25 protein-coding genes and 2 pseudogenes are annotated in these 24651 nt (G+C 61.7%); 14 read left to right on the top strand and 13 right to left on the bottom strand.

Going from position 1 to position 24651, the window contains the following annotated elements; all coding sequences use genetic code 11:
* Window positions 1–8 precede the first annotated feature (8 nt).
* From ACLKOZ_RS15215 to ACLKOZ_RS15165, 11 genes are all read left to right on the top strand, one after another.
* Window positions 9–1094 carry an ABC transporter substrate-binding protein gene (locus ACLKOZ_RS15215; protein ID WP_436476167.1) on the top strand — a complete coding sequence of 362 codons (1086 nt, stop codon included), beginning with the start codon at window positions 9–11 and terminating at the stop codon, window positions 1092–1094.
* Window positions 1095–1255: 161 nt separating this feature from the next.
* Complete coding sequence (locus ACLKOZ_RS15210; protein WP_436476165.1) at window positions 1256–2665, top strand: amidase; 1410 nt, start codon at window positions 1256–1258, stop codon at window positions 2663–2665.
* Window positions 2662–3360: a nitrile hydratase subunit beta gene (nthB, locus tag ACLKOZ_RS15205; protein WP_436476163.1), complete on the top strand. Its 699-nt coding sequence runs from the start codon at window positions 2662–2664 to the stop codon at window positions 3358–3360. The genes ACLKOZ_RS15210 and nthB overlap by 4 nt, the downstream gene beginning before the upstream one ends.
* Before the next feature lie 9 nt (window positions 3361–3369).
* A complete protein-coding gene (gene nthA / locus ACLKOZ_RS15200; protein WP_436476161.1) occupies window positions 3370–4014 on the top strand; it encodes a nitrile hydratase subunit alpha in 645 nt (214 codons plus the stop codon).
* A gap of 2 nt (window positions 4015–4016) precedes the next feature.
* On the top strand, window positions 4017–4409 hold the full coding sequence (locus tag ACLKOZ_RS15195) for a nitrile hydratase accessory protein (RefSeq protein WP_436476159.1): 393 nt from the start codon (window positions 4017–4019) through the stop codon (window positions 4407–4409).
* A 342-nt stretch (window positions 4410–4751) separates the two neighbouring features.
* Complete coding sequence (locus tag ACLKOZ_RS15190; RefSeq protein ID WP_436476157.1) at window positions 4752–5864, top strand: HoxN/HupN/NixA family nickel/cobalt transporter; 1113 nt, start codon at window positions 4752–4754, stop codon at window positions 5862–5864.
* A 430-nt stretch (window positions 5865–6294) separates the two neighbouring features.
* A complete protein-coding gene (locus ACLKOZ_RS15185) occupies window positions 6295–7536 on the top strand; it encodes an ABC transporter substrate-binding protein (protein ID WP_436476155.1) in 1242 nt (413 codons plus the stop codon).
* Window positions 7537–7544: 8 nt separating this feature from the next.
* Window positions 7545–8429 carry a branched-chain amino acid ABC transporter permease gene (locus ACLKOZ_RS15180; RefSeq protein ID WP_436476153.1) on the top strand — a complete coding sequence of 295 codons (885 nt, stop codon included), beginning with the start codon at window positions 7545–7547 and terminating at the stop codon, window positions 8427–8429.
* Window positions 8426–9487, top strand: coding sequence for a branched-chain amino acid ABC transporter permease (locus tag ACLKOZ_RS15175; protein ID WP_436476151.1), 1062 nt, complete (start codon window positions 8426–8428; stop codon window positions 9485–9487). Before ACLKOZ_RS15180 ends, ACLKOZ_RS15175 begins: the two co-directional genes overlap by 4 nt.
* Complete coding sequence (locus ACLKOZ_RS15170; protein WP_436476149.1) at window positions 9484–10260, top strand: ABC transporter ATP-binding protein; 777 nt, start codon at window positions 9484–9486, stop codon at window positions 10258–10260. Before ACLKOZ_RS15175 ends, ACLKOZ_RS15170 begins: the two co-directional genes overlap by 4 nt.
* Window positions 10247–10981, top strand: a complete 735-nt coding sequence (locus ACLKOZ_RS15165) for an ABC transporter ATP-binding protein (protein ID WP_436476147.1) — start codon at window positions 10247–10249, stop codon at window positions 10979–10981. Before ACLKOZ_RS15170 ends, ACLKOZ_RS15165 begins: the two co-directional genes overlap by 14 nt.
* Window positions 10982–11603: 622 nt before the next feature.
* Here the strand turns inward: ACLKOZ_RS15165 and ACLKOZ_RS15160 are convergent.
* From ACLKOZ_RS15160 to ACLKOZ_RS15135, 6 genes are all read right to left on the bottom strand, one after another.
* Entirely contained in the window at window positions 11604–11906 is a 303-nt protein-coding gene (locus tag ACLKOZ_RS15160) for a DUF4193 domain-containing protein (RefSeq protein WP_436476145.1), read from the bottom strand.
* Between the two features lie 342 nt (window positions 11907–12248).
* On the bottom strand, window positions 12249–12596 hold the full coding sequence (locus ACLKOZ_RS15155; RefSeq protein ID WP_436476143.1) for a hypothetical protein: 348 nt from the start codon (window positions 12594–12596) through the stop codon (window positions 12249–12251).
* A gap of 263 nt (window positions 12597–12859) precedes the next feature.
* Complete coding sequence (locus ACLKOZ_RS15150) at window positions 12860–13912, bottom strand: PDDEXK nuclease domain-containing protein (protein WP_436476141.1); 1053 nt, start codon at window positions 13910–13912, stop codon at window positions 12860–12862.
* A gap of 55 nt (window positions 13913–13967) precedes the next feature.
* Window positions 13968–15200, bottom strand: a complete 1233-nt coding sequence (locus tag ACLKOZ_RS15145; protein ID WP_436476139.1) for a hypothetical protein — start codon at window positions 15198–15200, stop codon at window positions 13968–13970.
* A 26-nt stretch (window positions 15201–15226) separates the two neighbouring features.
* Window positions 15227–16867 (bottom strand): relaxase/mobilization nuclease domain-containing protein, encoded by a 1641-nt coding sequence (locus ACLKOZ_RS15140; RefSeq protein ID WP_436476137.1) that lies wholly within the window; start codon window positions 16865–16867, stop codon window positions 15227–15229.
* 2 nt (window positions 16868–16869) lie between these two features.
* Window positions 16870–17259, bottom strand: coding sequence for a MobC family plasmid mobilization relaxosome protein (locus ACLKOZ_RS15135; RefSeq protein WP_436476135.1), 390 nt, complete (start codon window positions 17257–17259; stop codon window positions 16870–16872).
* Between the two features lie 251 nt (window positions 17260–17510).
* On the opposite strand from ACLKOZ_RS15135, the gene ACLKOZ_RS15130 reads away from it, so the two are divergent.
* The gene (locus ACLKOZ_RS15130; RefSeq protein ID WP_436476133.1) at window positions 17511–17819 is read left to right on the top strand and encodes a hypothetical protein; all 309 of its coding nucleotides are present in this window, start codon (window positions 17511–17513) and stop codon (window positions 17817–17819) included.
* A 164-nt stretch (window positions 17820–17983) separates the two neighbouring features.
* Here the strand turns inward: ACLKOZ_RS15130 and ACLKOZ_RS15125 are convergent, their stop codons facing one another.
* The 6 genes and pseudogenes from ACLKOZ_RS15125 to ACLKOZ_RS15100 form a co-directional block, all read right to left on the bottom strand.
* Window positions 17984–18238 carry a hypothetical protein gene (locus ACLKOZ_RS15125; RefSeq protein WP_436476131.1) on the bottom strand — a complete coding sequence of 85 codons (255 nt, stop codon included), beginning with the start codon at window positions 18236–18238 and terminating at the stop codon, window positions 17984–17986.
* Between the two features lie 107 nt (window positions 18239–18345).
* Window positions 18346–18633, bottom strand: coding sequence for a helix-turn-helix domain-containing protein (locus ACLKOZ_RS15120; RefSeq protein WP_436476129.1), 288 nt, complete (start codon window positions 18631–18633; stop codon window positions 18346–18348).
* 2 nt (window positions 18634–18635) lie between these two features.
* A complete protein-coding gene (locus ACLKOZ_RS15115; RefSeq protein WP_436476127.1) occupies window positions 18636–18905 on the bottom strand; it encodes a ParB family protein in 270 nt (89 codons plus the stop codon).
* Between the two features lie 15 nt (window positions 18906–18920).
* Window positions 18921–19370: a hypothetical protein gene (locus ACLKOZ_RS15110; protein WP_436476125.1), complete on the bottom strand. Its 450-nt coding sequence runs from the start codon at window positions 19368–19370 to the stop codon at window positions 18921–18923.
* Between the two features lie 84 nt (window positions 19371–19454).
* Window positions 19455–19979: pseudogene (locus ACLKOZ_RS15105) on the bottom strand (single-stranded DNA-binding protein).
* A 209-nt stretch (window positions 19980–20188) separates the two neighbouring features.
* On the bottom strand, window positions 20189–20455 hold the full coding sequence (locus ACLKOZ_RS15100) for a glutaredoxin family protein (RefSeq protein WP_436476123.1): 267 nt from the start codon (window positions 20453–20455) through the stop codon (window positions 20189–20191).
* Between the two features lie 466 nt (window positions 20456–20921).
* Between ACLKOZ_RS15100 and ACLKOZ_RS15095 the strand changes: the two genes are divergently transcribed.
* Both ACLKOZ_RS15095 and ACLKOZ_RS15090 read left to right on the top strand, forming a co-directional pair.
* Window positions 20922–21149, top strand: a complete 228-nt coding sequence (locus tag ACLKOZ_RS15095) for a DUF2188 domain-containing protein (RefSeq protein ID WP_436476121.1) — start codon at window positions 20922–20924, stop codon at window positions 21147–21149.
* Between the two features lie 606 nt (window positions 21150–21755).
* Entirely contained in the window at window positions 21756–22763 is a 1008-nt protein-coding gene (locus ACLKOZ_RS15090; protein WP_436476119.1) for an ATP-dependent DNA ligase, read from the top strand.
* 306 nt (window positions 22764–23069) lie between these two features.
* Here the strand turns inward: ACLKOZ_RS15090 and ACLKOZ_RS15085 are convergent.
* Window positions 23070–24422 (bottom strand): annotated as a pseudogene (locus ACLKOZ_RS15085) (ParB/RepB/Spo0J family partition protein).
* Between the last annotated feature and the right edge of the window lie 229 nt (window positions 24423–24651).

Raw genomic sequence — 24651 nt, 5'->3', positions numbered from 1 at the left:
TTGAGAGGATGCCAGCAACAATACCCATGCTCGACCCGCTTGAGGCGATGCTACACGGGCAAAACCCCGCAGTGCTCCGCGTCGGTCTTATATTCCCCCTGTCCGGCGTGCTGGGCGTCACGGGCCCCACCGTCATCGACGCAGTCTGCCTCGCTGCCCACGAGATCAACAGCACCCGCTCGGCGGACGGGCGAAAGGTCGAGTTGGTCCTGGTAGATTCGGGCAGGTCGCCGGCCCAGGTTGCCGCCGAGGTGCAGGACCTGGCACAAAGGAAGGCCATCGAGGCGTGCATAGGCCTCCATACAAGCCAGACGCTGGAGCACGTGGAACGAGCCCTCAGCGCTCCCATTCCCTACATTTTCGCGGCCGGACACGAAGGCACCCCACGCAGACCCGGATTCTATTGCTCAGGAGAAACCCCGGGTCAATCAGCTGATGGCCTTCGCTGGCTCATGACCGAGCGGAACGTCAGCGATTGGGCAATACTGGGCACCGACTATGTCTGGCCACGCATTGCTCGAGAGTCCGAGCGGCACCAGATCGAGGCCAACGGCGGGAGGGTCCTGATGGACCGGCTCATACCACTGGGCACGGTGAAATCAAACATCAGGACCCTGCTGGACGAAATCCAGGCAAGCGGAGCAAAGGGACTAATAGTTAATATGCCCGGCCGGGACCTCATAACCGTCCTCCGTGCAGCCCAGGGCCGAGGGCTGCACAACCACCTCATCATCTTCTCGCCGGGATCCCTGGATGAAAACCTCCTGTACGCGCTCGACGGCAACAGGAGCGGAAATCTATATGCCTCGATGCACTCTTTCGACTCAATCGCCACGGACATCCGTCCTGACCTCACCGATCGCTACCGCTTCATGTTCGGCGACTCCTCCCCCGTCCTCACCAGCTGGGGCGAACACGCCTACGACGGAATGCATCTTCTGGGGCAACTGGACGACACCGGAGCCTTGGAGGCAGCCAACCTGGGTACGCCCGGAGGGGTGCCGCGTGTCCAGGGTTCATCAGTTGTTGCCAGGGAGTACCGGGCTCACCTGGCTGTCGCAGCCGGCCTCTCCTTCGAGATCATCAACGTCTAGGATCCGACCCCCTGCTTTTTCGGATTCGAGTTAACAAACCCTTTACTTTTGATGCACTTGACGGAAACATCTTCCTCATACCTTTCCATATGGAAGGAGTTGGGCGCCCCGCGCCCGACGTACAGGAGGAAAAAGTCTTGGTTAATCATGAGGAAATCTGTTTGCTTGAACTAACAGAAGCGGCCGAGCTGATCCGGTCCCGCCAGATCAGCGCATCGGAAGTTCTTGACGCAACTCTGGAGCGAATCGTCGATCACGACCAGGCTTTGGGAAGCTATGTCACGGTAATGGGCGACGTCGCCCGCGCTGCGGCAGCCAAAGCGGACAAGGAGATCAGCCGGGGCAACTACAAGGGCCTCTTGCACGGAATTCCGCTCGGCATCAAGGACCTCTGCTACACAACTGATGCCGTAACAACGGCCGGCATGCCCATTTTCAATGACTTCACCCCGCCTCATGACGCGACGGTCGTGACGCGTTTCCGTGACGCCGGTGCAGTCATGGTCGGCAAGCTGAAGATGACCGAGGGCGCCTACACCGAACACCATCCCCAAGTCGCCGCGCCGGTCAATCCCTGGGACGCGGAAACGTGGGCCGGGGTATCGTCCAGCGGCTCCGGCGTTGCCGTCGCAGCCGGACTGTGTTTTGGTGCCACCGGCTCGGACACTGGCGGTTCCATCCGGCTCCCCTCCAGCATGAATGGGGTCACCGGGCTCAAGCCCACGTGGGGCCGGGTCAGCCGCTACGGTGTCGTTGAATTGGCGGCGAGCCTTGACCACGTAGGGCCCATGGCCCGGAGCGCGCGCGACTGCGCCGCCCTGCTGGAGGTCATGGCCGGGGCGGACCCGAACGATCCCACCGCGTCCCTGGAACCCGTTCCGTCATATGCAGCCAATCTTTCGCTGGCAGCCCCGCCCCGTGTAGGGGTTGACTGGACGGCGATGGCGTCCTTCGACGAGACCACCCGGCAGATGCTCGTTGACACTGTAGTTCTCCTGGAAAGCCTTGGCTGGCCCGTTGTCGAGCTCCGTCTACCGGACCTGGGGGCCATTTCGGAGGCCTTTGGTCCGCTCCTCGCGGTTGAAACTGCCCTTGCACATGAGGACACTTTTCCGGCGCGAGCCGCCGAATACGGCCAGGCTCTCGGCGACTTTATTGAAGCGGGCAGGGCGACCATGGCGGTGGATTACCAGAAGCTGGTCAAGCAGCGGATGGCATTCGTTGGGGAGTTCCGTCGGGTGTTCCAGAAGGTTGACCTGGTCCTGATGCCCGGAGTGGGTTTTGCTTCCCCCACGCTGGAGAAGCTCAGCACCCTGGGTGAAGATATGGAACTCTTCGCTGCCCTGCTGACGCCTACTGCGCCTTTCAATATGACCGGCAGCCCCACCATCACGCTGCCGGCGGGTTTTTCATCCCGTGGGACTCCATTGGGTGTCCAGTTCATCGGCCGCGACTTCTCCGAGCAGCTGTTGCTTCAGGCCGGGCATGCATTCCAGTCCGTGACTGACTTTCACACCAAACACCCGCCGCTGGCACAAACGGCACGTCAACTCGAAAGGGCAGTGTTATGAGGGGTATCCATGACGTAGGAGGCGCCGACGGTTTCGGGCCCATCCTTGTTGAAGAGAACGAACCGGTCTGGCATGCGGAGTGGGAAAAGGCTGCCTTTTCCTTCTTCGCGCAGTGTGCCATCGCCGGCTACTTCAACCTCGACGAATTCCGGCATTCGATGGAGAAGATGGACCCTGTCCAATATCTTTCCCACCCGTACTATGCGCACTGGATGCACTCGTTCGAGGAATACCTTGCACGGGACGACTCCACGTTCACAGCGGAGCTGGACCGCCGAACGGCCGAGTATCTGAAGTCGCCTGAGCTTCCGCTGCCTCCAACCGTCAACCACGAGCTCGCCGACACCATCGGCGCGCTGGCCTTCGCCGGTGCCCCCACCCGCCGCGATGTGGACCGGCCAGCTGGTTTCAAGATCGGGGACCTGGTCCGGGTCTCCGGGTCCGTTCCGGTGGGCCATACGCGCAAGGTGGGGTACGCGACCGGCCGCGTTGGAACCATTATCTCTTCGCACGGCAGTTTCGTATTTCCCGACACCAACGCCCACGGCGGCGGCGAGGCGCCGGACTACGTTTACTCCGTCCAGTTCTCGGCCGAAGAACTGTTCGGGGAGTCAATCGGTGACCCTAAGGCGAGAGTCATATGTGACCTCTGGGAGCCCTACCTCAGTCTCGCCAGCACCACATCAAACAACTAGGAGACAAAAGTGTCTGAATTCATTCATGCCTTCAGCGGCCCGGTCGTCCCCGCTGCCACAGCAGAGTTTGACGAGTACATGACCGCAAGAGTCAAAGCAATGGAAGCAATCCTCATTGAACGCGGTGTCGTTTCAGAAGAAGCAGTTGAACGCATCTCGAACATCTACGAACACCAGGTGGGCCCCCAAATCGGAGCCAAGGTGGTGGCCAGGGCGTGGACCGAGCCGGACTTCAAAGCCCGACTTCTTGAAGACGCGACAGCAGCCTGCGCCGAAATGGGCGTCAGCGGCCTGCAGGGCGAGGACATGCTCGCGGTCGAAAACACCGATGAGGTACACAACGTCATTGTCTGCACCCTGTGCTCCTGCTACCCGTGGCCGGTCCTCGGCCTCCCGCCCAACTGGTACAAGAAGGAGGCCTACCGAAGCCGCGTCGTCCGTGACCCCAGGTCAGTCCTGAAAGACTTCGGCCTGGACCTTGCTCCGGAGAAAGAAATCCGGGTATGGGATTCCAGCTCCGAACTGCGCTACTGGGTGCTCCCCCAACGCCCGGCAGGGACCGAAGACTTGTCCGTTGAGGAACTCGCCGAACTGGTAACCCGGGACTCGATGCTTGGTGTAGGCGTGGTCGCACCGGCCAAAGTGGGTGCCTGAACATGTCACAGTGCCAAACCCTGTCCGAAGAAAACATCCAGGACATTCACGTGAGCAGCGCCCGGACCCCCCGTGACGGAGAGGAAGCTTTCCGGCTTCCCTGGGAGCTGCGCAGCTTCGCACTGGGCGTCGCCTACTACGAGAACGCCAACTTCCCCTGGAGCGACTTCCAGTCCAACCTGATCAGGGCCATCGACAAGGCTGAAGACAAGAACAAACCGGAGCACTATTACGCTCGCTGGGTCGAAGCCCTCGAGGCACTTCTGGCCGAACGCGGCGGCCTCGATCTCGAAGAGGTCGACCGCCGCACCCGGGCGATCCTCGACACGCCCCGGGACGACACGCACAAACATCCACACGGTGACGACGACCACGACCACGACCACGTCCACTAAACGACCTGCATTGACTGCTGGGCCTCGCCCTGCGCGTGGCCCGGCACCAGATCCTGCTACAAGGCAGGGCCGCAAAGCGGCGGCCTCACGCGCACTCGCTGTGCGTCGCCCTCAGCCATTCCCGTCCAAGAAAGGACACCCATTGACCCAGTGGATCCCCGCTGCTCCCTCCCGGCAGGGCCTCAAGACCCAGCGGCCGAAGTCCTCCACAGCGCGGGCGGTGGCCGGCTTCGACCACATCAATGTTGTCGGCGGCCGAGGCACCTGGTCGGCGCAGACATCAAACCATGATGAAGGTTCTTGTTCCGCCACCGGCAGTCCCGAGACCCACGGACCACGCCGATGACAACGATGATCTCACCGGCCGCGGGACGTGGCCAGACGATGGCATGGAGCCGAGGGGAAAAGCGCCGTATCGCGGCGATCATAGGAGTTATCGTCGCACTTCACCTCGGAGGTGTCGTTCTCTATCTCGCAGGGCAAGGAGAACTTGCCGGCGCCGGCGGTCTGGCCGGCGCCGGTGCTCTAGCCTACGTTCTGGGCATGCGGCACGCGTTCGATGCTGATCACATCGCGGTCATCGACGACACCACCCGGGCCATGATGTACCGGGGACGCCGCCCCGTCGGGGTGGGCTTTTTCTTCGCCATGGGCCATTCCTCCGTCGTCGTCATCCTGGCCCTGTTGATCTGGTGGGGTGCCGGAGCAATTGACGAAGGGGCCCTGGCCACCTTCACCGACGCTGGAGGAACGGTGGCAGCGGCGGTTGCTTTCTTCTTCCTGGTCCTCGTCGCAGTCCTTAACGGTTCAGTCCTGCGCGGGCTTCGTGCTCTGTGGCGGGAGTCGAAGCAAGGCAAACATGATGGCAAGCGCATCGACCAGCAGCTCGCATCCAGGGGCCTGGTCTCCCGGCTCCTCGGTTCCCGCGGCCGGTCAATGATCACATCCTCATGGCACCTCTACCCGGTCGGTCTGCTGATGGGCCTGGGGCTGGAAACAGCAAGCGAAGTGGCCCTCCTGGCCATGACTGCGTCGGCCACCGACGCCGGAAGTGTTTCCCTCCTGGCCGTACTCAGCCTGCCCCTGCTGTTTGCAGCCGGCATGAGCACCTTTGACACCGCTGACAGCCTCATCATGACCAGGCTGTATTCCTGGTCCCACCGCGACCCCGTGCGTACTCTGTTCTTCAACATCGCCACCACCACAATGACCGTCGTGATCGCGATCGTCGTCGCGACCGTTTATGCGAGCGGCCTCGGATCCCAGCTCTTAGGCTGGGCGTGGCTGGAGCCAGTCGCCGCACTGGCCGAGCAATTCGAGCTCATGGGCTACTTCATTGCCGGAATCTTCGTGCTCACCTGGCTGGTCGCAGCCCTCATCTGGCGCAGCCAATCCGGCAGCAGCGCTCTCAGGACGACGGCTTCGACGACTCATGGGAGCGATCCCGAAGCGTGAATACAATTCGACTCTGACCCGGGCTAGTACTCCCCCTTGAGCCCAGGACCCCTGGCCTTTATCTGCAGACAGCGGGACGTACTTGTCCCCAAAGGCGGCCGCTCTTCGTTCTGGTCCTCGCAACTACCCCGAGCGGAATAGCGGGCCTGATCTGCCGCAAGCGTGGAGTCACGGCCGCGTTGCTACCTCTGCGAAGTGACCGCCGCACACCTTCCTGACGTCATCCGGCGGCGGCAGGTGTGCACCACAGACTGCAGCCGGCGCGCCGCTGCCTCACCTCTTCTGCCATATTTGCCCAATTCCGGCCTTGCTATGGCGAAACACCTTCACGTATGTGACAGTGGTTACACCAATCCTTCCATTTGGAAGTACCAATCACCTTCCCGGCCATTTCAGGCCCAATCTTTCGCATCGCACATCAGGAGCAAGCATGAAAATCCCCAGCCTATTGACCCTTGGGGCCATCACGGTTGCCACCGCACTGGTGGCCACCGGGTGCGCCACTCGCGGCGACACCTCCGAAGGGCAGGCTTCGGTCACCCGCACCGCCCGCACCAGCTGCGACACGAACGGTGTCGCCCAGGGGATCACTGACAGCAAGATCAAGCTTGGAATGTTCACGCCGTTGACGGGGCCGCTTGCGGCCCCGGGCAACGGGGCTCTGAAGGGGTTCCAATTCGCACTCGACAAGGTCAATGCGGCAGGAGGCGTGCAGGGCCGGCAGGTGGAAGTCGTCGCCGAGGATGATCAGTATGACGCTGCAGTAGCGCAGCAGGCAGCACGCCGTCTTGAGACGAGCGAAGGCGTATTCGCGTTTGCAGGCGGGATCGGCACGCCGAACTTCGTCGGTGTGCTGCCCTTCATCAAAGAAAAACACATACCGGCCGTGGGCCCCTACGCACCTTCGAACCAGGTCGGTGTCATGCAAAACCCGGATGTCTACATGATCTGGCCCAATTTCATTGACGAGTACAACGTCGCACTGAGCTGGTTGATGAAGGAACAGAAGCCGGCAAGCATTTCCTTCGTACAGCAGGTGGGGGACGTCGGCGACGACGCACTGACCGGCATAAAGAAGGCCCTTGACGGCAGCGGGCTGACGATTGGGACGACGCAAACAGTCGAACCGACCATGACCGACTTTTCGGCGGTTGCGCAGGCACTGAAGAACAAAAACTCCGCGCTGGTCGCGCTGGTCGCCGGCCCGGTCGTCGTTGGCCAGGTCATCGCGGCCATGAACCAGATCGGCTACAAGCCGAAGCTGCTTGCCCAGTCCGACATCACCGATGAATCCTTTCTGTCGGAGTACGGGAAGGCGGTTGAAGGAATGACCGTACCGACCAAGGTCGCGCCGTTCGCCAGCGATGAACCTTTGGTCAAGGAATTTGTCTCCGACTACACCAAAACAACAGGCGCAGCACCCACTATGTGGAATGCAGTCGGCTACACCCAGGCGCTAGTCACCATCAAGGCGCTGCAGGATGCGCCGGCCCTGACCAGGGACTGCCTCGCTTTTTCCTTGGAGAGCATGAAGGACTTCAAGACCGGCCTGATCCCGCCGGTCACTTTTGGGCCGAATTCCAGGCAGGGAACCAATGCTGTGGGTGTGGCCCGCATCGAAGATGGAAAGGCCGTGCAGGTCGCGCCGTTCCAAGCCGTGACGGGCAGGTAGGACATCACGTGCAGTTGTCCGGGCTTTTACAAATACTTCTGAGCTCTCTGGCCACGGGGGCGCTGTACGCTCTGCTTCTGTTTGGCATGCTCATCGTTTATCGCGTCAGCAAGGCAGTGAACTTCGCTCACGGAGCTCTGGGAATGATGGCAGCCTTCATCACCTTTACCTTGGCTGCGGGCACGCAGCCCCTTTGGGTAGGAATCCTTGCAGGCTTAGCCGCCGCGGCTGTGATCTCCTTTGCCACTGATCGGTTCATCCTTGAACCGATCAGTCGCAAAGCGGGCCGCGAAGGACTGGATCTCGTGGTGACTCTGGGCATCTTGCTCCTGCTGACAGCTGTCGCCGAAGCACTCTTTGGCACGACCACCCGTTCATTTGTTCCCTTGGGTACTGACGTCCCGGTGGAAATAGGCGACCTGTTCCTGAACCTCAATCAGGTCGTGGTGACCCTCGGCGTCCTCGTGCTACTCGGCGGATTCGCATGGTTTCTCTCAAAGACACAGTTCGGTCTGGCAATGCGGGCTGTTGCCACCGACCCGGCGCTGGCCAGAAGCATGGGCCTGAACGTCAGCCGCGTCCGAGGAGCTACGTGGGCGTTCGCCGGACTGACCGCGGGTGTCGTCGGAATCGTTGTGGCGAGTCGGCTGTCTTTGGACGCCTATTACATGACGCCCTTTCTGATCAAGTCTGTCATCGCAGGAATTATTGGCGGGCTCGACCGTTTCGTAGCTCCCCTGACGGCTGCCTTTGGCCTGGCTCTCTTCGAAGGCCTGGCGACCTACGCCATTGGCACCAACTACGGCACACCCGCGGTGTTCATCGTCGTTATCCTGCTGCTCGCCGTCCTGCCCAAGCGTTTCCTGTCCGAGAGAGGAGTCGTACGCGTATGACTCAGGCCAAATTACACGGAGATTCTGCCACCACCACGGGTAACGCCTGGGCGCTGCCCCTTTCACCAGGGGCAAAAGACAGAATCAATCACCTGCTGGCCGGGCGCCGCAGGAGAACCATCATCACCGTGGCACTCTTCATTATCGTCGTGGCTCTTCTACCCTTTGTCTTGGATCCTTACTGGCTTTATCTGGCATCGTCATGGATGGCGTACACCATTGCCGTCATGGGCGCCCGTGTTCTCTTCGGGATCACAGGGATCTTTTCCTTGGCGCAGGCGACGTTCGTGGGAATCGGCGCCTACACAGCGGCTGTAGGAGCAACGGTGCTCGGCCTCACAGGCCTTTATGAGATCGTCCTGGTCATAGCTGTTTCGGTAGCTGCGTCGCTTCTGGTTGGAATCCCGGCGCTGCGGGTCAGCGGACTGCGTCTTGCCTTGGTGACGCTCGCCGTGGGCGAGCTGTTCCAATGGTGGATCCGTGAGCAACGGGCAGTCACCGGCGGGCTTCAAGGCCTTCCGGTTGCCTCCTTCTACATTCCGGGGCTGGAAACGGACAGCCCCTACTTCCTTTACGGTTTATGCGCTGTCTCGGTTGGCCTGGCTACCGTCGTCCTGACGCGAATACCTCATACCCAGTTAGGCCGGAACATGGCGGCAGTCCGTGAGTCACAATTCGCGGCCCGTTCCGTCGGTGTCAGTCTCTCGCGCACCAAATTGGCCGCCTTCGTCGTAGCCGGTGTCTGCGCGGGAGTGTCAGGTTTCCTGGTAGCCCATCTCGTCGGATCGGTGACGCCGGCCACCTTCGGACTTTTCCCGTCGGTTTACATCCTGGTGGGGGTCATCCTTGGCGGGTCAGGTTCCACCCTGGGCGCATGGATTGGCGCGGCCTACGTGTCCCTGGTCCCGCCACTGTTCAGCGCCCTTGGCCAAGACCGCCTCTACGTCCTGTTGTCGGGCGCACTGCTTGTAGCGCTCATCTACTTGCTGCCCGGCGGAGCTGTGCAGCTCAAGAATATATTCAGCCAAAGCAAGAACACCGGAAAGGCCACTCCATGACCATTCAGTTGGAAATCAAGGATGTGGGCGTGAGCTTTGGCGGATTAGTCGCCCTGCACAATGTGAACCTCCACCTCAAGGGGCCAGGAACAATAGGCCTCATCGGTCCGAACGGGGCCGGTAAGAGCACCCTGCTTAACGCGCTCTCCGGCTTTGTTCGTCCGACAGAAGGCACCATCCTTCTCGACCAGGAGGACATCACCGCACTGTCACCGGAACTCCACGCAAAGGCCGGGGTAGTGAGAAGCTTTCAAACAGCTCAGTTGCTGGAAGATGAAACCGTCATCACCAATCTGCTACTGGGACGCCAGCGGTTCAGCAGCGCCGGCGCACTTCGGCAACTCTTCGGGTCTGCCCGCCACCGTAAGTCCGAACGCGCCTGGCTGGATCAGGCCTACGCAACCCTCGACCTGCTCAAGCTCGTTGACTACGCCGATGCCCAAGTCTCATCCCTGTCCACGGCTACCCGCCGCTTGGTCGAAATCGGGCGTGTGCTCATGGCCGAACCCCGGGTGATATTCCTCGATGAACCAGCCGCCGGCCTCGACTCAGGAAGCCGGGAACAGCTTGCCGCCATCCTTCGCGACCTGCCCTCAAAAGTCGGATGCCTCCTGATCCTCGTAGAACACGACGTCAACATCGTCCGGAAATCATGCGACCGATGCATCGCACTGGTAGCCGGAACTGTCCTTGCCGAGGGTCCAACCGGCCAAGTGCTTGACCGCGCAGACGTTCGCCTCGCCTATTTCGGAGAATCACATGCTCTCGCTTAACCATATTGAAGCCTGGTACGGCCGCACACAGGCGCTCTTTGACGTCTCCCTCACCGTGGTCCCAGGGCAGGTTCTTGCACTTGTCGGAACCAACGGTGCCGGTAAATCCAGCACCATCAAAGCCACCCTTGGTCTTATCAAGACCCGCGGGACGGTCACCATGTACGACACAGACGTATCGTCCTGGCCGACCCATCGCCGCGTCAGGGAAGTAGGGGTAGGCGTCGTGCCGGAGGCCCACAGCCTCTTTTCGGCCATGACGGTACGCGAAAACATGATGGTCGGACAGACCAAGGCCGCGATCAGGAATCTCGACACGACGCTGGATCTCTTTCCAATGCTCCAATCGCGCACGACTACAGACGTTGGAGCGCTGTCAGGCGGTCAACGCCAAATGGTGGCCCTGGCTCGTACATTCATGCGGGATCCAAAGATCCTCCTGTTGGATGAACCCGGGCTGGGCCTGGCACCGGTTATCGTGGATGAAATTTACGCCCAGATCCGCTCTCTGCTGAACCCCAACCTCGCCGTGGTCCTCGTGGAACAGAGCGCAAGCAGGGTCGCCAGCCTTGCTGACGACGCGATGCTCATCTCTATCGGAAGAAGCCACGAACAAGTCAAAGCCAGGGACGCCGACGGCCTCCGACGTCTGGAAACGATCGCATTCGGCGGCCCGAACGGCAACACCCAACAGGGAGTTCCCACAACTCCGTCAAGGTGAATTACACCCCAGACTGACGTCAGGCAGTAGCTCAAACACCATCAGATTAGGGTCCAATAGTCGATTCCCGCACCATCCAACTGAACAGTCTTAGATGCAAACCTGACAGAGTGGCTCCGGAAATGCAGCGCCTGCGTAGACGCGTGCTGATGGGATTCGAACAAGGCGCGCAAAAATCCCATCGCCTCTTCTCTGGATGATGCAGAGCTGTCGAGCCATGAGGTCTTGGCGTACGTGCTCAAGCAATTGTCCAGACAGTGTCTGGACGAATTGGGTTGGAGGATCGGAACTGCCGACTAGGGCTTCCGAGGCTTGGCTGCCGAGCGTCCGGTTCAGTACGGGCGATTGCCAGAAGGTCCGGGTCGAACGTCGAAGCAAGGACTTGGTCTTTCTCCACAGGTCGAACCACCCGGCGAGGTGCAGCCTGGACACTTATTGGCGAAGCTCCGGTCAAATAGCGGTTGACCGAAGCTTCGCTCCATTATGCGTTTCTAAACCTTGGGATTCGCTGTGAACCGAGGAGCCGTTTGTTCCGACCCAAGCCAGGCACTTGCGCTCAAATCGACGATTCAAGGGAGTCGACCTCCGATAGCTTCCTTAATCTGACGTGTCGCCGAATGCCTTAGCTTTCGCACTCGATGCAGTACGAGTGGCCATCGCTTTCGCGCGCCAGCTGGGACCGGTGCCGGACGAGGAAACAGGAATAGCAGGTGAACTCGTCCGCGGCCTGCGGAATGACCTGAACGATGAGCTCCTCGGCAACGATCTCTCCACCAGGGGTGAGGCCTTCATCGAGCGCGTCGGCTTCGTCCAGTTCAGTGACGACGCTGCGGGCATCCGGGGCATTCGCAGACTGCAATGCCTCGAGCGAGCGGTCTTGAGATTCCTTGACGTCCGAACGGACTTCGTCGTAATCGGTGGCCACGTTGTGATTCTCATTTCTGCCGGTCCTACGAGGTTTTCTTTGCCGAGACTGCAACGTACCCCAATGCGCTGTTGTTCCCGTGCAACGGTAGCTGGATGGTCTGTCAGTGCAGCGTTAGCGTCCACGTCTCGCCGGGTAAACCAGATTCACCACATTCACCAAATTCACACACATTCACCTGTTGGGTGGGCGTTCCGCCGGTGGGAGACGGCTACGGCCGTGACAAATAAGGAGCGCGGAAGGCTGTAACGGACGCTGCTGGCCTTTCTTAGTGCCTCAGATGAGATGGCAATGGGTTTCAGGGTGGTGGTCGCGCGCGAGCGGATGGTCCTAAGCCAGTGGTCAGGGCTTGGATGTCCGCTCGGCGATCATCCGGTCGACTTCCTCGTCATCAGGACATGCCCTGTTGTCGATGGGGCACTGCCTATCACCCACGGTGACTCCCATGCGTTCGGCCGTTTCGACGCACATCGTGCAAACGTTGAGCGAGTAGTGCATGATCGAAGGGTCTTCTTCGACATAGCCGCAGATCGCCCGGCGCCAGTCCAGGTCCCGGCAACAGACCATATGAGCGAAGTCCTCGGGGTTCTCGTTCAGCTTGTACTTGGCCTGCCAAGCCGGTATCTGGACAAGCTCCATGGAGCCGCCGTCCTCGACTGTCTGCGGATTGTCCGTTGATGTTTGTGTCATCGCTCCCCCACTCCCCCATTTCTTTACGAGGAGGATACGTGCTGCCCGGGATGCTGAACAGCGCCCGTCCCATCATGCCGCGCTATGGGAACTGAGCGGACCGGATTGGGTGGCTGGTTTCTGGCACATTTGGTTTGCTCTGTGACCAGAGCGTCCCGTTGACCGGGCTTCCTGGACCGTCTGCGCAGACGTGTCTGTCCAAGTTCTCTGGACCATTCAGCCTGCGACGACCGCTCGCACAAGTTATCGATAGGCGATACCTCTTATGTCGCACTTTCCTCGGAGTCGCGTTCGGCCCATTCGAGGGCGGCGACGATGTGTCCCTCGTTGGGGAGTGCTTTTTGTTCGGCCGGCGGGAGTTTGTCGTAAGTGTAGGCGGCGACGGCCATGGGTGAGGTGGAGCGTCCGAGGCTGTAGCGGACGCTGCGGTCGTTCTTGGTGCCGCAGATGAGGATCCCGATGGTTTCGTTGTGATGGTCACGCCGCAGCATGTCGTCGACGAGGGCGACGTAGAAGTTGAGTTTCCCGGCATGCTCTGGCTGGAACTTGCCAGTCTTTAGTTCGATGACCACGTAGCGGGACTGCTCGATGTGGAAGAACAGCATATCGACGTAGAAATCGTCCCCGTCGACGTCGAAGTGGACCTGCCGGCCGACGAAGGCGAACCCTGGGCCCATTTCGCGGAGGGTTTCGGTAATCCTACTGGTGAGGGCATTCTCGAGGTCGCGCTCCGCTACTTCGCCGGAGAGGCCGAGGAATTCGAAGTTGTAGGGGTCTTTGGCCACCTGTTGAGCAAGCTCGGAATCTCGCGCAACAAGGTGTTGCGCGAAATTCGAGGGTGCTGCCCCCGTACGTTCCAAGGTCTTGTTCATGATCATGTTCATCAGGACGTTCCGGGACCACCCATACTCCACCGCCGCCGATGCGTACCAGTCCCTGTCCGTCTGGCTCTTGATCTTGTCCAGCAGCACGGTGATGTGACCCCACGGCAATTGCGCAACAGCCTGTTGCGCAATTGAGGTCCCCGTCCAGGCTTGGGCGAAAGTGGTCATGTACTGGAGGTTCCGGGGCGAGAACCCCTTCATCTCGGGGAACTCAGCACGAAGGTCCTCGGCCAGTCTTTTGATGACACCACTCCCCCAGCCCAGGCTGTCCTGCTGTGCACTCACGTCGTTTCCGATGGACCAGTACAGCTCGATGAGCTGGGTGTTCACCGTTCGCAGTGCCTGTACGCGGGCGGCCCGGACCCGGTTCTTGAGCTCGCCGAGGAGGTCGGTGTAGCCGTCGGGAAGGGCGAGGTCGCGGGCATCAGTCATGGGTTCGATCCTATCGATGGCCACAGACAAGGCCGGCCGCCCCTCGCCCTCCGCTTTAGCGGCTGAGGCCGCCTTTACCTCGTTCTGCCCCCATGGCTGCCCCGCTGCGGGTCTTTCTGGCCGTGGCAGCACCCTTGCCCATGGTGACTGCTGAAATGGGGTGAGTGCCCTCGCCGCGGGCCGCGGCGAGGCGGCCGCGGATCTGTGTTTCGTTTGCCCCGGTGTTCTCCAGGGACTCGGCAAACTTCTCGTGGTGCGCTGCGGAGCCGTAGTCGGCGGCCGAAGTGTTTTCAGTTTTCAGGCCCTGGTCTTTGAGCCGACTGCTGTCGTTGCCGGTGACGCGGTTTTCGATCTCGCAGCCGACGCCTGCCAGGCGGGCGAAGAGTTCCTTTTCGGCTCGTTCGTAGCGCTGTTCCACCGGTGAGAACTGGGTGCCTGTGAATCCGCCTTCGGCCAGGAGCTTGGCCTCGTGCATGTCCTTGGCCGCCTTCACGAACGCTGGATCCTCGAAGTGGGAGTCACCGGCACCATTGACGTTCGCCGTGGTCTCTTTGCGCAGCTGGTCAATGTCCGGACCGTTTATCCCGTCCTTGCCGATAAGGAACATGCGTTCCTGCACGGTCGCGTCCGCTGCCGCCACCGCTATGGGCGTCTTGGCGCTGTGCGCGGTCTGCAATGCCTGGGCCAGTTCGGCGTTGGCCAGATACTCCACGGGCACCTGATGGCGCTTCATTCCCGGAGCCAGTTCCGTCGCCTGAACGCGGAGTTCTTCTGCGCGGGCCGCTGCGAGCAGTTGCATGGCCTTCTCGTGTTCGGCGGCTGCTTTGCGCGTCTCTTCCTGGCTGCGGGCCAACTCATCCTGCCGGGCTTTCTCGGTAGTGATGGTCTGGATCCCTGACGCCAGATAGGCGGCGTCAGCGCCGACGTCGTGGGTGTCGATGCCGTAGCGGGTGAGAACTTCCTGACGGATTCTCTCCGATGCGGCCAGGGCGGCCGGGTCGTGGTCCTTCCAGCCCTCAGCGACGGCGTGTGCCGTGGCGATGTCGTTCGGCTGCGCCTTGTCCCACCAGTGGTCCTTGTCCACGGGTGCCAGCGCTGCGCGCGCGGCGCTGCGTTCAGCAGCGAGGCGTGCCTGAGCTTCGTGCGCTACCTGGGAGTCCTGGTGTTCCTGCTGCCGCTGGCTCTCCTGGCGCCGGCGTGCCAGTGTCTCGGCAATGCGTGATGCGATCATCAACGACTGCCGCAGGCCGCCGTCCAGGACGTCATCCATTCCATCTGATTCACTCATCGTGCTCCCCTTGCAGTTGGTGGTGGTTATCGGTCGAGGCCCGACCCGGAATCGCGTCGGCTGGGCTGATGGGTCTTGGCTGGCGTTGCCGGCGTCGGCGTAGTTGGCACTACTGATCCCGGACGGATGGGCACCATTCCACGCCGGGCAATGTCGATCGCGCTGGGCACCACTGCAGCCTCAGCTGCAGACTGCTGCTCGGCACCAACCAAAACCGCCTTAGGCATGGTCGCGGTGAACGGGGCCAGCTGCTCCTCAACCACCGAACGGATGCGCTGAGCCTCACGGGTCCGCCCGGACTGGGCGTGCATCTCGTACACCGCGAAGGCAGTGTTGATCAGCTGCACCATGAGTGCTGTTTGAGCCGCTGTTTTGCTCTTGCTAGACGCGGCCATGAACAACATTGCAGTGCCGGCAATGGATGGCAGCGCGACGGGTTTGCCATGCTGCCTCGGCGCGCGCAACTGGGCGGTGCGGGACAGCTCGGCAGCTGTGGCCGCCAACGGCCCAGGCATCGGTTCAAGCCGGTAAGACCAGGCTGCAAAGGCACCGGAAACCTCACGCGCTGCCTTCGCCCAGGTTGCGTGATCGTCACGCGGAATAGTGCGCAGCTGGTCGGCCAATGCTGTGGCGTTGCGGGTGTACTCCACCCACGCTTCCGCTGAAGGGGTCGCGTTCTCGGGACCGGTCTTGGAGACCTTGCGCTTGTTGCGTGCCGCTGCGTTCCATTCCGCCGCGGCCTCTGTAGCCAGGTGCGGGGTGTCCGGCCATTCTTCACGTAGTGCACCGAGCTTCAGGTCGGAGGCGAGGGTACCGCCGCCGAACCAGATAGGCCGCTCTCCCGGCTTCGGGCGTTCGGCGACGGAGTAGCCAACGATGACGTCGGTGGTGTTCTTCGCGTACCGCGGTCGGACGAGCAGTCCGGTGTCGCGGGCGCGGCGGACGAACTCCGCCTCGGTCGCTGAAGCGGAGGCACTGGCGCGCACTTTCCGGGCCAGCGAGGCGCGGTGCATTTCGCGCTCATCCCGTACAGCGGTCGCCTTCTCTGCCCGGTCGTAGCCTCGCGTGGCGTGCACGGACGAGAGCTCTTCGAGACCGTACTTGGTTTCCAGGTCCCGGCAGGTTTTTTGTGCGCGTTTGTAGTCGCCGTGGGTGGAGGCTTTGGTGCCGTCTTCACGGACCAGGGACACCGCGATGTGGATGTGGTGGTTGCCGTTCTCACTCGTTCCGTGGTTGATCGCGACCCACCGGCACTGGGCCTTGCCGCTGGCCTCGGTGAAGCCCATGGCATCAACGAAGTCGTTCGCAATGTCACCCCACTGCTGGTCCGTCAGGGCGCCTTCTTCGGCGCGGAGGCTCAGCGAGCAGTGCCACACATCGGCCTGCTTGTAACCGTTCGCGACCCGTTCCTTCTTCACCGGGTCCCAGCGGAAATCCTTCTGCAGGATCTCGACGCCGAAAGCCTTGCGCGGCTGGTCCAAATGTTTCGCAATCGCGACCGCGTCATCGCGGTCCAGGACACCGTCGTCGTACCAGGCCATGATCGCCCCGTCCCCGGCCACCAGGTGCGGGTCCGTGTGCGAGTTTTTCGTCTTATCGGCATCGGTGGAGGCGAGGTAGAGCAGCAGCCCGGACATCCGGGAACCGCGGGTGATGTTTGGAATCATCCCTACATCAGCCCCTCGATTGTCCGGTCAATCCGCATGGCAACCTCGCGCACATACGCCAGGGCAGCCTTCGCGTCCTGGGGGAATTCGTCGCCCGCGTTGGCGTGCCGGGCGATCTGGTTCACGTTGTTCGACACCCGCGCCAACAACGTATGGATCGCCATCAGTTCAGCCATCGCCGCCTTACGCTCCGTCGGCGTCTCCGAACCCTCCGACAACGCTGCCGTGAGGATAAGGTTCGGGACCGTGACCTTCTCCCTCGCAGCCCGGGCAACCAGCGCAGCTTCCTCCTCGGCCGTGACCCACAAGTCACGGCGCTTCTTCGACCCGGCGGGTTTGTTCGCACGCCGCCGCTTGGAGATCCGGGAACGCGGCTCACTCTCCTCAGACACGCACTCCCCCAATCCCTTCAAACGGCCCAGCGCAGCGACCCCGAAACCGGGGACCACACGACCAGTGTGCCAAGCGAACAACCACAGGGCCGGTAGCGACACACCATTTACACCCGTGTAAATGTATAGCTTGCTCCGCCGAAGGTGGCTCACACTTCTTTCCGCGGCTCAGGCGCTCATCCGGTCTGGAATCGGACCACCGCGCGAGTCGCTCCCCCGAAACGGCCCACTCCTGTGGTTACCGTTGGTGCATGCCAACCATCGATATCGAACAGACCCGCAACCAGGCCCGCGCCCTCCTGGACTCACGCATCGAGTCCGTCACGAACCTGGTCAAGACCAGACAGCGCATCACCGAGCTGCGCGAGCAGCTCGCCGACGCAGAACGTGAAGACAAGCGCGCCTACGTGCGCGCCACCAAAGACGGGTGGAGCCCCGAGGAACTGAAGAAGCTCGGGCTCGAATCCGGCGCCGCCACGCGCCGCCGCAAAACGGCCACCGCCGCCACGTCGAACGACACTTCCCCGTCCTCCACTGGAGGGTTTACCGCGACGGAGTAGGACTGCCCCTCGACCACATGCGCACGGCAAAAGCTAAAACCTTCGGGCTTTTCCCGCACACATGTGGACGACGGGACCCACCTGACCGGCTGCACACAAACGCCAGGACACCACAGGCGGGAATGTCACCGCCGGGACCGGCGAATGTGCACAGCCTAGGCACGCTACATCACCACCGGGCCCCTTCCCCATGGACCAAGACCGGCGTCGCCGGCCAACCCCCGTCCCGGGGTCAGGTTTCCTTCAGCAGGGACAACACCCATCCGCCAAGCGGAGCGACGTTGGGCGGCGATGGAACCGAACCGATGACCTGGCTTCTTAGGCGCCCGGGGGCTTCCAGCCCGGTTACCGGCGGTGACAACCACAGACTGCAGGGCGGCGCTCATCACCACGAAGTACCGCCGGCCCGCGTGATCCATCCAATGGCACCAACCGCACTTCCCAGGCATCACAAACGTCCCCCATGACGATGAAGGCCGGCACCCGATGGGTGCCGGCCTTCATGCTGCTTTGGGAACTGGATTGATTAGCTGCCGCCGCGGGCGTCGCCGTCCGGGATCTGCCCGGACGCGATGCGCTCTGCGGTCTTCTCGTAGGCGGATTCAATGTAAGCCTCCAAGTCGTCTTGCCGTACCCGCCAGACGTTGCGTCCGCCGAACTGCGCCGCGCGCAGCTCGCCGCCTTTCACCAGCGCATAAATCGACGGCATGCCCAGGTTCAGGATCTCCTGGACTTGCTCAAGGGACAGCATCCTTGGCAACGGCAGCGGCGGCGGCACCTTCGCTTGGTTCGTTTCTTCGGTCCACTTTCCCATCGCTATGTGCCCTCGTTCCGGTGTTGCATCTCATCCATAGTTCTCTGTCCACGACGCAGTTCGCCGGCCTTCACCGCGGGCCACGGCTTGCCGCCGTTGTACTTGCGCTGCAGGCGCTTCACCTCACGCATCGTCGCCCGGACAATGAAGTCCGACACGCTCGCATCGCCTTCCTGCAAACCCGCCGCCTTGAACGCGGCCCGGACCTGCCCGGCCTGCTCCTCGGTGTAGTAGGGCGTGAACGCAGGAAACCTTTCCGGCTTCTTCGCCATTATGAACAACCCTGCTTAGACTGCACGCAGTGCCCTCGGCCACGGATGCAGGCTGTCCAAGTACCCCTTCCCCAGGGTCATGGAACCGTCCTCGTTGAAACGGACATCGGAGTGCTCGTGACTACCGCCTGCATGAGCGACCGCGGCCAGGACAAGGTCGAGGTTCTCCCTGTCCAGCCCCGGTACGACATCGCGCAGGACGACCGGCACATCCTCCGCCAGCGACGCCGCCAACAACAGAAACCGACGTTCCCCACCGGAGAGCACACCCGCCCCCTCCGGGACAGCTGCGAAATCGATCCATGCATTCACTTGGCCGGGCCCCTGGGCCTCAGTGCGTGTGTGGACCCAAGGGTTACCAGGGGCAGCAAACTTCCCACCAAAGCCCCGGATCAACAGCTCAGTGGCAGCCTCGATCGTATACACGCCCTTTGCCCAGGCGCGGAGGTCATCTGCGTGCGTCATTATTTTGTGTCCTTGCTCTTGGTCTGGGTAAGGAGCGGAGCCTGTCCGGGCCAGCGTATCTGCTAACCCCGACAGTTGTACTGCTTAGAACGGGGGCTCGGAATCGGGTCCGTTGCCCCAGCCGCCGGCAGCGTTGCTGGTAGCCGGGACACCCCATGGGTCATCCTGCGGGGCTGATTGCCCGGCCGAACTGCTGTTGCCCTGGAAGCCGTTGCCATTCCCGCTTTGTCCGCCCTGGGAACTCCGCTGGGCGCGGTTAACCTTCGCGTTCGCGTACCGCAGGGACGGGCCGATCTCGTCGACCTCGAGTTCGATCACGGTGCGTTTCTCCCCTTCCTTCGTTTCGTACGAGCGGGACTTCAGCCGGCCCGAAACGATGACGCGCATGCCCTTAGTGAGGGACTCTGCGACGTTCTAGGCCGCTTCGCGCCAAACCGCTGCCCGGAGGAAGAGTGTTTCTCCGTCCTTCCACTCGTTGGAGGCCCGGTCGAACGTCCTAGGGGTGGAGGCGATGGTGAAGTTTGCTACCGCGGACCCCGAAGGGGTGAACCTGAGTTCGGGATCGTTGGTGAGGTTTCCGATGACGGTAATGGTGGTTTCTCCGGCCATGATGGTTGGCGCCTTCCGTGAGGTGTTGCTGGTCTCGTGCGGGTTCTCGTGATCTGGCTCGTAGGGGTCTGGCAGGGCTTGGTAGGGATCTTCGAAGGGGACGTTGATGGTGCCTTCTTCGTTGGCCTCAAGGCCAAACCAGTCAGCGTCGCTGAATTGGCGTGGGCTGAGTTGGAACCGCTCCCCTGCCGTTGCGTCAGGCATGGTGCTCAGGCTGCCGCGTGGTTCATGTTCGCCTGGACGAGCTTGTCCCGGCGAAGCCCGGACCAGTGGTCCTGATCATCGGAGTTGTTCACGACGACGGGCGCCTGGGAGTAGCCGAGCTCTTGAGTGATGTATTCCAGTGCTGCCGGCACTTCAGTGATGTCCACGGCCGTGTAGCTGATGCCCTTGTCCTCGAAGTAGGCCTTGGTCCTGTCGCAGTTCGGGCACTCAGGTTTGGTGTAGACCGTGTAAGCGGTGGGTGAAGAAGTCATTTTCAGTACCTGGTTTCGTATCTCAATTAGTTTCGTTCGCCTGTCTGACTTGCTGCTTCAATTCTACCAATCATTCACATGAATGAATAGGCATTCTGCGGCTAGTTCTAGGTATTTTTGGCTTGTTTTTTGTGTAGACTTCTGCGGCTGCAGTGGCGGGTCCGTCAGCTGACAGGCGTTTAGCCCCGCGCTCCTGGTCCTCGGAATAGAGCCGCAGTAAGAGCTGCCACTCCCCCCGCCCCGGACGCTAGTCACCGCCCCGGCCCCGGATCCCATAACTGGTCGTCCATGGCCATGTTCTTGAAAAGTAAGCTTGCTTTCTATTAGATTGGGGTGAGCTTCTCCGCATGTCCCCCCAATTTGCGGAGCCGGCGCTTAGGAAGACCCCGCGTAACTTGACTCGTGCTGCGGGGTTTTCCGCTGTCTGAACCATTCGTGAAAGTTCAACCGGGAGAGGGAGATTTCAATGGCCCAGGGTGATATCGAGACGTACTACGAAGATGGCGCATGGAAGAACAAGCGTGAAGGCGCAGGTCGGGCGTTCGGCGCCGACTACAACACCAAGGATGAAGCAGTAGCTGCAGGCCGGGAGGCTGCGCAGGCTGACAAGGTGGAGCACGTTATTAGGAACCAGGACGGCCAGATCGGTGAGAAGAACAGCTACGGCAATGATCCGCGGAATGTCCCTGGCTAATCGTTCTGTAGGCCCGTTCTTCACTGCGTTCATTTTTCCCTCCTAGCAGAGAGTTAGGGCGGGTCGGGCGGCCGCTCCTCTTGTAAGCTCTCTGACGTGTGTGCGGGCTGCAGTAGATGCTGACGTGCCGGCGGGGGCTGAGGCGCGATCTTTAATCTGGCTCCGGTTTGGACAGCGACAACAAGGTCTTAGTTAGCTGATTCAGTATCGATATTCCAGCGCAGCCGAATCGGTCATAAACTCTGGATGATCACGAAGTCACGGTTTCCGTGTTAAGCGTGCTTCAGAACGGAAAAGCGCCATGCTCAAGATCCTGATGTGCAAACTGAACTTGCGCCACGTTTGGCATATTGAATCCACAGAGGATGGGAGCCGCTATCGGCGCTGCACGCGTTGCGGTAAATACGACCGCGGCAGGGACGGAACGGGCTTTATGCACTAGTGGGCTGGTTGACCGACTTCCTTTTCCACCGGTGTTGACGGCGGCACCTCGCCACAATGTCAGGGTTTCCGAGGCTGCATGAGTCTTGGTCCATGGGGTAGGTATCCGGTGAAGGGTTTGATCCCTGATGGCGCGGTGGCCGTTGGCGGCAGCGAGGAAATCGGATGGATTACAAAGGCATTCCCGCTGCGCTGCACCCTCCGGTGGCCTTGGCCCTGGCCAAGGCTGTACCTCGGATCCCGGGCGCCAACGCGCTGCCCGGTGGTTCGATTTTTGAGCCGAAGTGGGACGGCTTCCGTATTTCGATTTTTGTTGGTGCAGGCGGTGCGTCGTTGTGGTCCCGGCAGAGCAAGGATCTGTCACCCTATTTCCCGGATTTGGTAGCGGCCGCGGCCGGGCAGATCCCGCCCGGGTGTGTCCTGGATGGTGAAGCGGTGATCTGGTCCGGGGGCCGGCTGGACTTCGAGGCGCTGCAGGCGCGGATGACGACTTCGAAAGCGAAGCTTCCGGTGCTTGCGCGTGCGGTTCCTGCGTCGTTCGTGGCTTTTGATTTGTTGTCGGCCGCGGGACACGACATCAGGGGCGTTCCGTTGTCGCGGAGGCGTGAGCTGCTGGAGGCCCTTGCCTCGGGCTGGGATCCTCCGTTGTCCCTCTCCCCCGCCACGATGGTCCGGGCTATTGCGATGACCTGGTTTGAGGAGATGTCGGCGGCCGGCATCGAGGGCCTTGTCATCAAAGGCGCCGGGCAGGCGTACCAGGGCGGTGTGCGGCAGTGGTTGAAGGTCAAGCACCGCGATGTCTTGGACGTTGTGTGCGGGGCGGTAATTGGCAGCATGAGCCATCCCATCGCTCTGGTTGCGGGACTGCCGATCGGCGGGAAGCTGCGGATAGTCGGCCGGTCCTCAGTCCTGTCAGCCGCGACGGGCCGGGAACTGGCCCGGTACCTGCGGCCGCCGGCCGGGGTTCATCCATGGCCGGCAGTGATTAGCCAGGGCGCCCTGGACAGGTTCAGCAAGGAAAGGGGCCCGATCGACCTGACCCTGGTGGAACCGGTGGTCGTAGAGGTCTCGGCCGACGTCGCCTGGTCCGGGCACTCATTCAGACATTCGCTGCGTTACCTCCGGGTCAGGTCGGAACTAAGTCCCACGACAGTTTCCCCACCCAAGCATTAAAGGACGGAAAGCCGGCACAGTGTGCCGGCTCTCCTGTTTTCCTCGGACAAAGGAAATCTATGGGTTCAGCTTAGCTGAACTTGTGGTGGCGCCTTCCCGGCTGCCCGTCTGGGAACTCCATTGTTCCTGGGGGCGCGGCACGTCGGGGCGATGTTTCGGTGTCGCGGGATCGGCGGTCCGCCGCTGGTGAGTGGCTGCCGTGGTTCGCACCTGGCGGCGGACCGCCCGACTTTGGGAGGTTCCCTGCCCGTCGTGGTGGGTGGGGCGGTGCCTTGCCGGGCGGTGGGTTCCGCCCGGCACGGGGTCTTACTCGGCCGCTCCGTCCTCTGCTGGCTTGCCGCTGTCGAGGATGATCTGTTCGACTTCGCTGGGGGTGTAGCCCCAAGTGACGAGCTGGGCGAGGTAGTCCCGGTGGGTCTGCCCCGGGGACCGCCACGAGTCCTTGGCGATGGTCTTTTCATACCCTGCGCAGACCAGTGCGATCAGGGAGAACTCGGGCCGTGTCGTGCTCTTGGCCACGTGCTCACGGAGGGGGTTCCATGCCCACGCGTTGGATTCTTCGAACTTCGCCCCGATCATGTCAGCGGCCACCTTTCCTTCGTACCCGCTGGCGGTTTCGGCGTGGTGGGTGATGGCGTGGACGGTGAAGTACTGCCAGCCCTTCGGGGCCTGCTTCCGGGACAGCAGGGTCTTGACGAACTCGCGACGGACCTTCGTCGCGGATTCCATGGCCTTGTTGTTCGCGATCAGGGTTTTCCGTTCGGCCTTCTGCTCCTCGGCCATCGGTCCTTTTTGCGCGTTGCTGCCGCCGTCGTGGCGTTCGTACTTCGGTGTGAAGCCCAGTTCCTTCCATCCGGTGATGACGGGCTTAGCGTTGTGCTCACCCCGGTAGTCGGTGCTGATCACGTACGCGTTGGCGTCCTCGTCGGTGGCCGGTTCCCCGTCGGCCCGGTTTGCCGCTGAGACGTAAAGATTCTCTTCCTCGGCGTAGTGTCCGGCGTCCTCAACGATGGTCTTGCCCTAAGCTTCCAGTTCCGCGATCAGCGCGGCGAGGGCCGCCGCGCGTTCCCGACGGTCGCGCAGCAGCTGGGCCACGTGCAGGAGCTGCTCGGGTTCGTCCATGATGACCGATTCCAATTCCTCCGTCGCGTCCTCGTCCCCTTCGAACTCGGCCATGATGAGCGCTTCCTCGATGGTCCACCCTTTGCCCAGGGCGGCGGATCCCGCGTCGGATGCTTTGGCCTTCAGTGCGCCTTCGACAGTGGTCTTGGTGCGCCCGGTCTTCTTCGCGATCGCGGCCGCAGAGACGCCGATCAGGGACAGCTGGTGGTAGGCATCGGCCTCGTCCGCTTCGGTCAGCTCGGCGCGCTGGATGTTCTCCACTACCTGCGTGACGATACGTTCGGCTTCCTCGGGGCTGTCGATGATCATGACCGGGATGTTCTCGAGTCGGGCTTCGACGGCGGCGCGGGTGCGGCGTTGTCCCATCAGGACATGGACCATGCCGTCGTCCTTGCGGTGGGCGATGACCGGCTCCATCACGCCGTGCTCTTTGATGCTGGCGACGAACTCCTTAGTGAGTCCTGCGTCCTTGCGGACATTGATGTCAACGGTCAGGGTTGCCGGGTCGATCATTTCAAGCGTGGGTGTCGCGTTCATGGTGTTGTTCCTTCTTGTCCGAGAAGTGGGTGGGTGGGGCGACCAATGGTGACCGGCCAGCTCCCCTCTCCCCCGTTGTTTTTTGGTTGCTGGCAAGCTTGCTTGCTTGGCGGCCGACGGAGGCCTGTCTACCCTTTGGGCAAGGACCGAAAAATCTTGCGGGATCCGAGCTGGCGAGGATCCCAGCTGAAGAATTTTCGGGCCGCAGGCCCCGACGCAGGAGGGGCTA

Source organism: Arthrobacter sp. R4, assembly GCF_051365025.1.
In the GTDB taxonomy this organism is placed as follows: Bacteria; Actinomycetota; Actinomycetes; order Actinomycetales; family Micrococcaceae; genus Arthrobacter.
Note: the sequence above shows the minus strand (reverse complement) of the source record. Positions and strands in the feature narration are given on the sequence as shown.

Bases quoted from the DNA above. Each gene is read 5' to 3' on its own strand.
- ACLKOZ_RS15215 (WP_436476167.1), top strand. From the start codon at position 9: ATGCCAGCAACAATACCCATGCTCGACCCGCTTGAGGCGATGCTACAC.
- nthB (WP_436476163.1), top strand. From the start codon at position 2,662: ATGAGGGGTATCCATGACGTAGGAGGCGCCGACGGTTTCGGGCCCATC.
- ACLKOZ_RS15195 (WP_436476159.1), top strand. From the start codon at position 4,017: ATGTCACAGTGCCAAACCCTGTCCGAAGAAAACATCCAGGACATTCAC.
- ACLKOZ_RS15190 (WP_436476157.1), top strand. From the start codon at position 4,752: ATGACAACGATGATCTCACCGGCCGCGGGACGTGGCCAGACGATGGCA.
- ACLKOZ_RS15185 (WP_436476155.1), top strand. From the start codon at position 6,295: ATGAAAATCCCCAGCCTATTGACCCTTGGGGCCATCACGGTTGCCACC.
- ACLKOZ_RS15175 (WP_436476151.1), top strand. From the start codon at position 8,426: ATGACTCAGGCCAAATTACACGGAGATTCTGCCACCACCACGGGTAAC.
- ACLKOZ_RS15170 (WP_436476149.1), top strand. From the start codon at position 9,484: ATGACCATTCAGTTGGAAATCAAGGATGTGGGCGTGAGCTTTGGCGGA.
- ACLKOZ_RS15165 (WP_436476147.1), top strand. From the start codon at position 10,247: ATGCTCTCGCTTAACCATATTGAAGCCTGGTACGGCCGCACACAGGCG.
- ACLKOZ_RS15155 (WP_436476143.1), bottom strand. From the start codon at position 12,596: ATGACACAAACATCAACGGACAATCCGCAGACAGTCGAGGACGGCGGC.
- ACLKOZ_RS15150 (WP_436476141.1), bottom strand. From the start codon at position 13,912: ATGACTGATGCCCGCGACCTCGCCCTTCCCGACGGCTACACCGACCTC.
- ACLKOZ_RS15145 (WP_436476139.1), bottom strand. From the start codon at position 15,200: ATGAGTGAATCAGATGGAATGGATGACGTCCTGGACGGCGGCCTGCGG.
- ACLKOZ_RS15140 (WP_436476137.1), bottom strand. From the start codon at position 16,867: ATGATTCCAAACATCACCCGCGGTTCCCGGATGTCCGGGCTGCTGCTC.
- ACLKOZ_RS15130 (WP_436476133.1), top strand. From the start codon at position 17,511: ATGCCAACCATCGATATCGAACAGACCCGCAACCAGGCCCGCGCCCTC.
- ACLKOZ_RS15125 (WP_436476131.1), bottom strand. From the start codon at position 18,238: ATGGATCACGCGGGCCGGCGGTACTTCGTGGTGATGAGCGCCGCCCTG.
- ACLKOZ_RS15120 (WP_436476129.1), bottom strand. From the start codon at position 18,633: ATGGGAAAGTGGACCGAAGAAACGAACCAAGCGAAGGTGCCGCCGCCG.
- ACLKOZ_RS15115 (WP_436476127.1), bottom strand. From the start codon at position 18,905: ATGGCGAAGAAGCCGGAAAGGTTTCCTGCGTTCACGCCCTACTACACC.
- ACLKOZ_RS15110 (WP_436476125.1), bottom strand. From the start codon at position 19,370: ATGACGCACGCAGATGACCTCCGCGCCTGGGCAAAGGGCGTGTATACG.
- ACLKOZ_RS15100 (WP_436476123.1), bottom strand. From the start codon at position 20,455: ATGACTTCTTCACCCACCGCTTACACGGTCTACACCAAACCTGAGTGC.
- ACLKOZ_RS15095 (WP_436476121.1), top strand. From the start codon at position 20,922: ATGGCCCAGGGTGATATCGAGACGTACTACGAAGATGGCGCATGGAAG.
- ACLKOZ_RS15090 (WP_436476119.1), top strand. From the start codon at position 21,756: ATGGATTACAAAGGCATTCCCGCTGCGCTGCACCCTCCGGTGGCCTTG.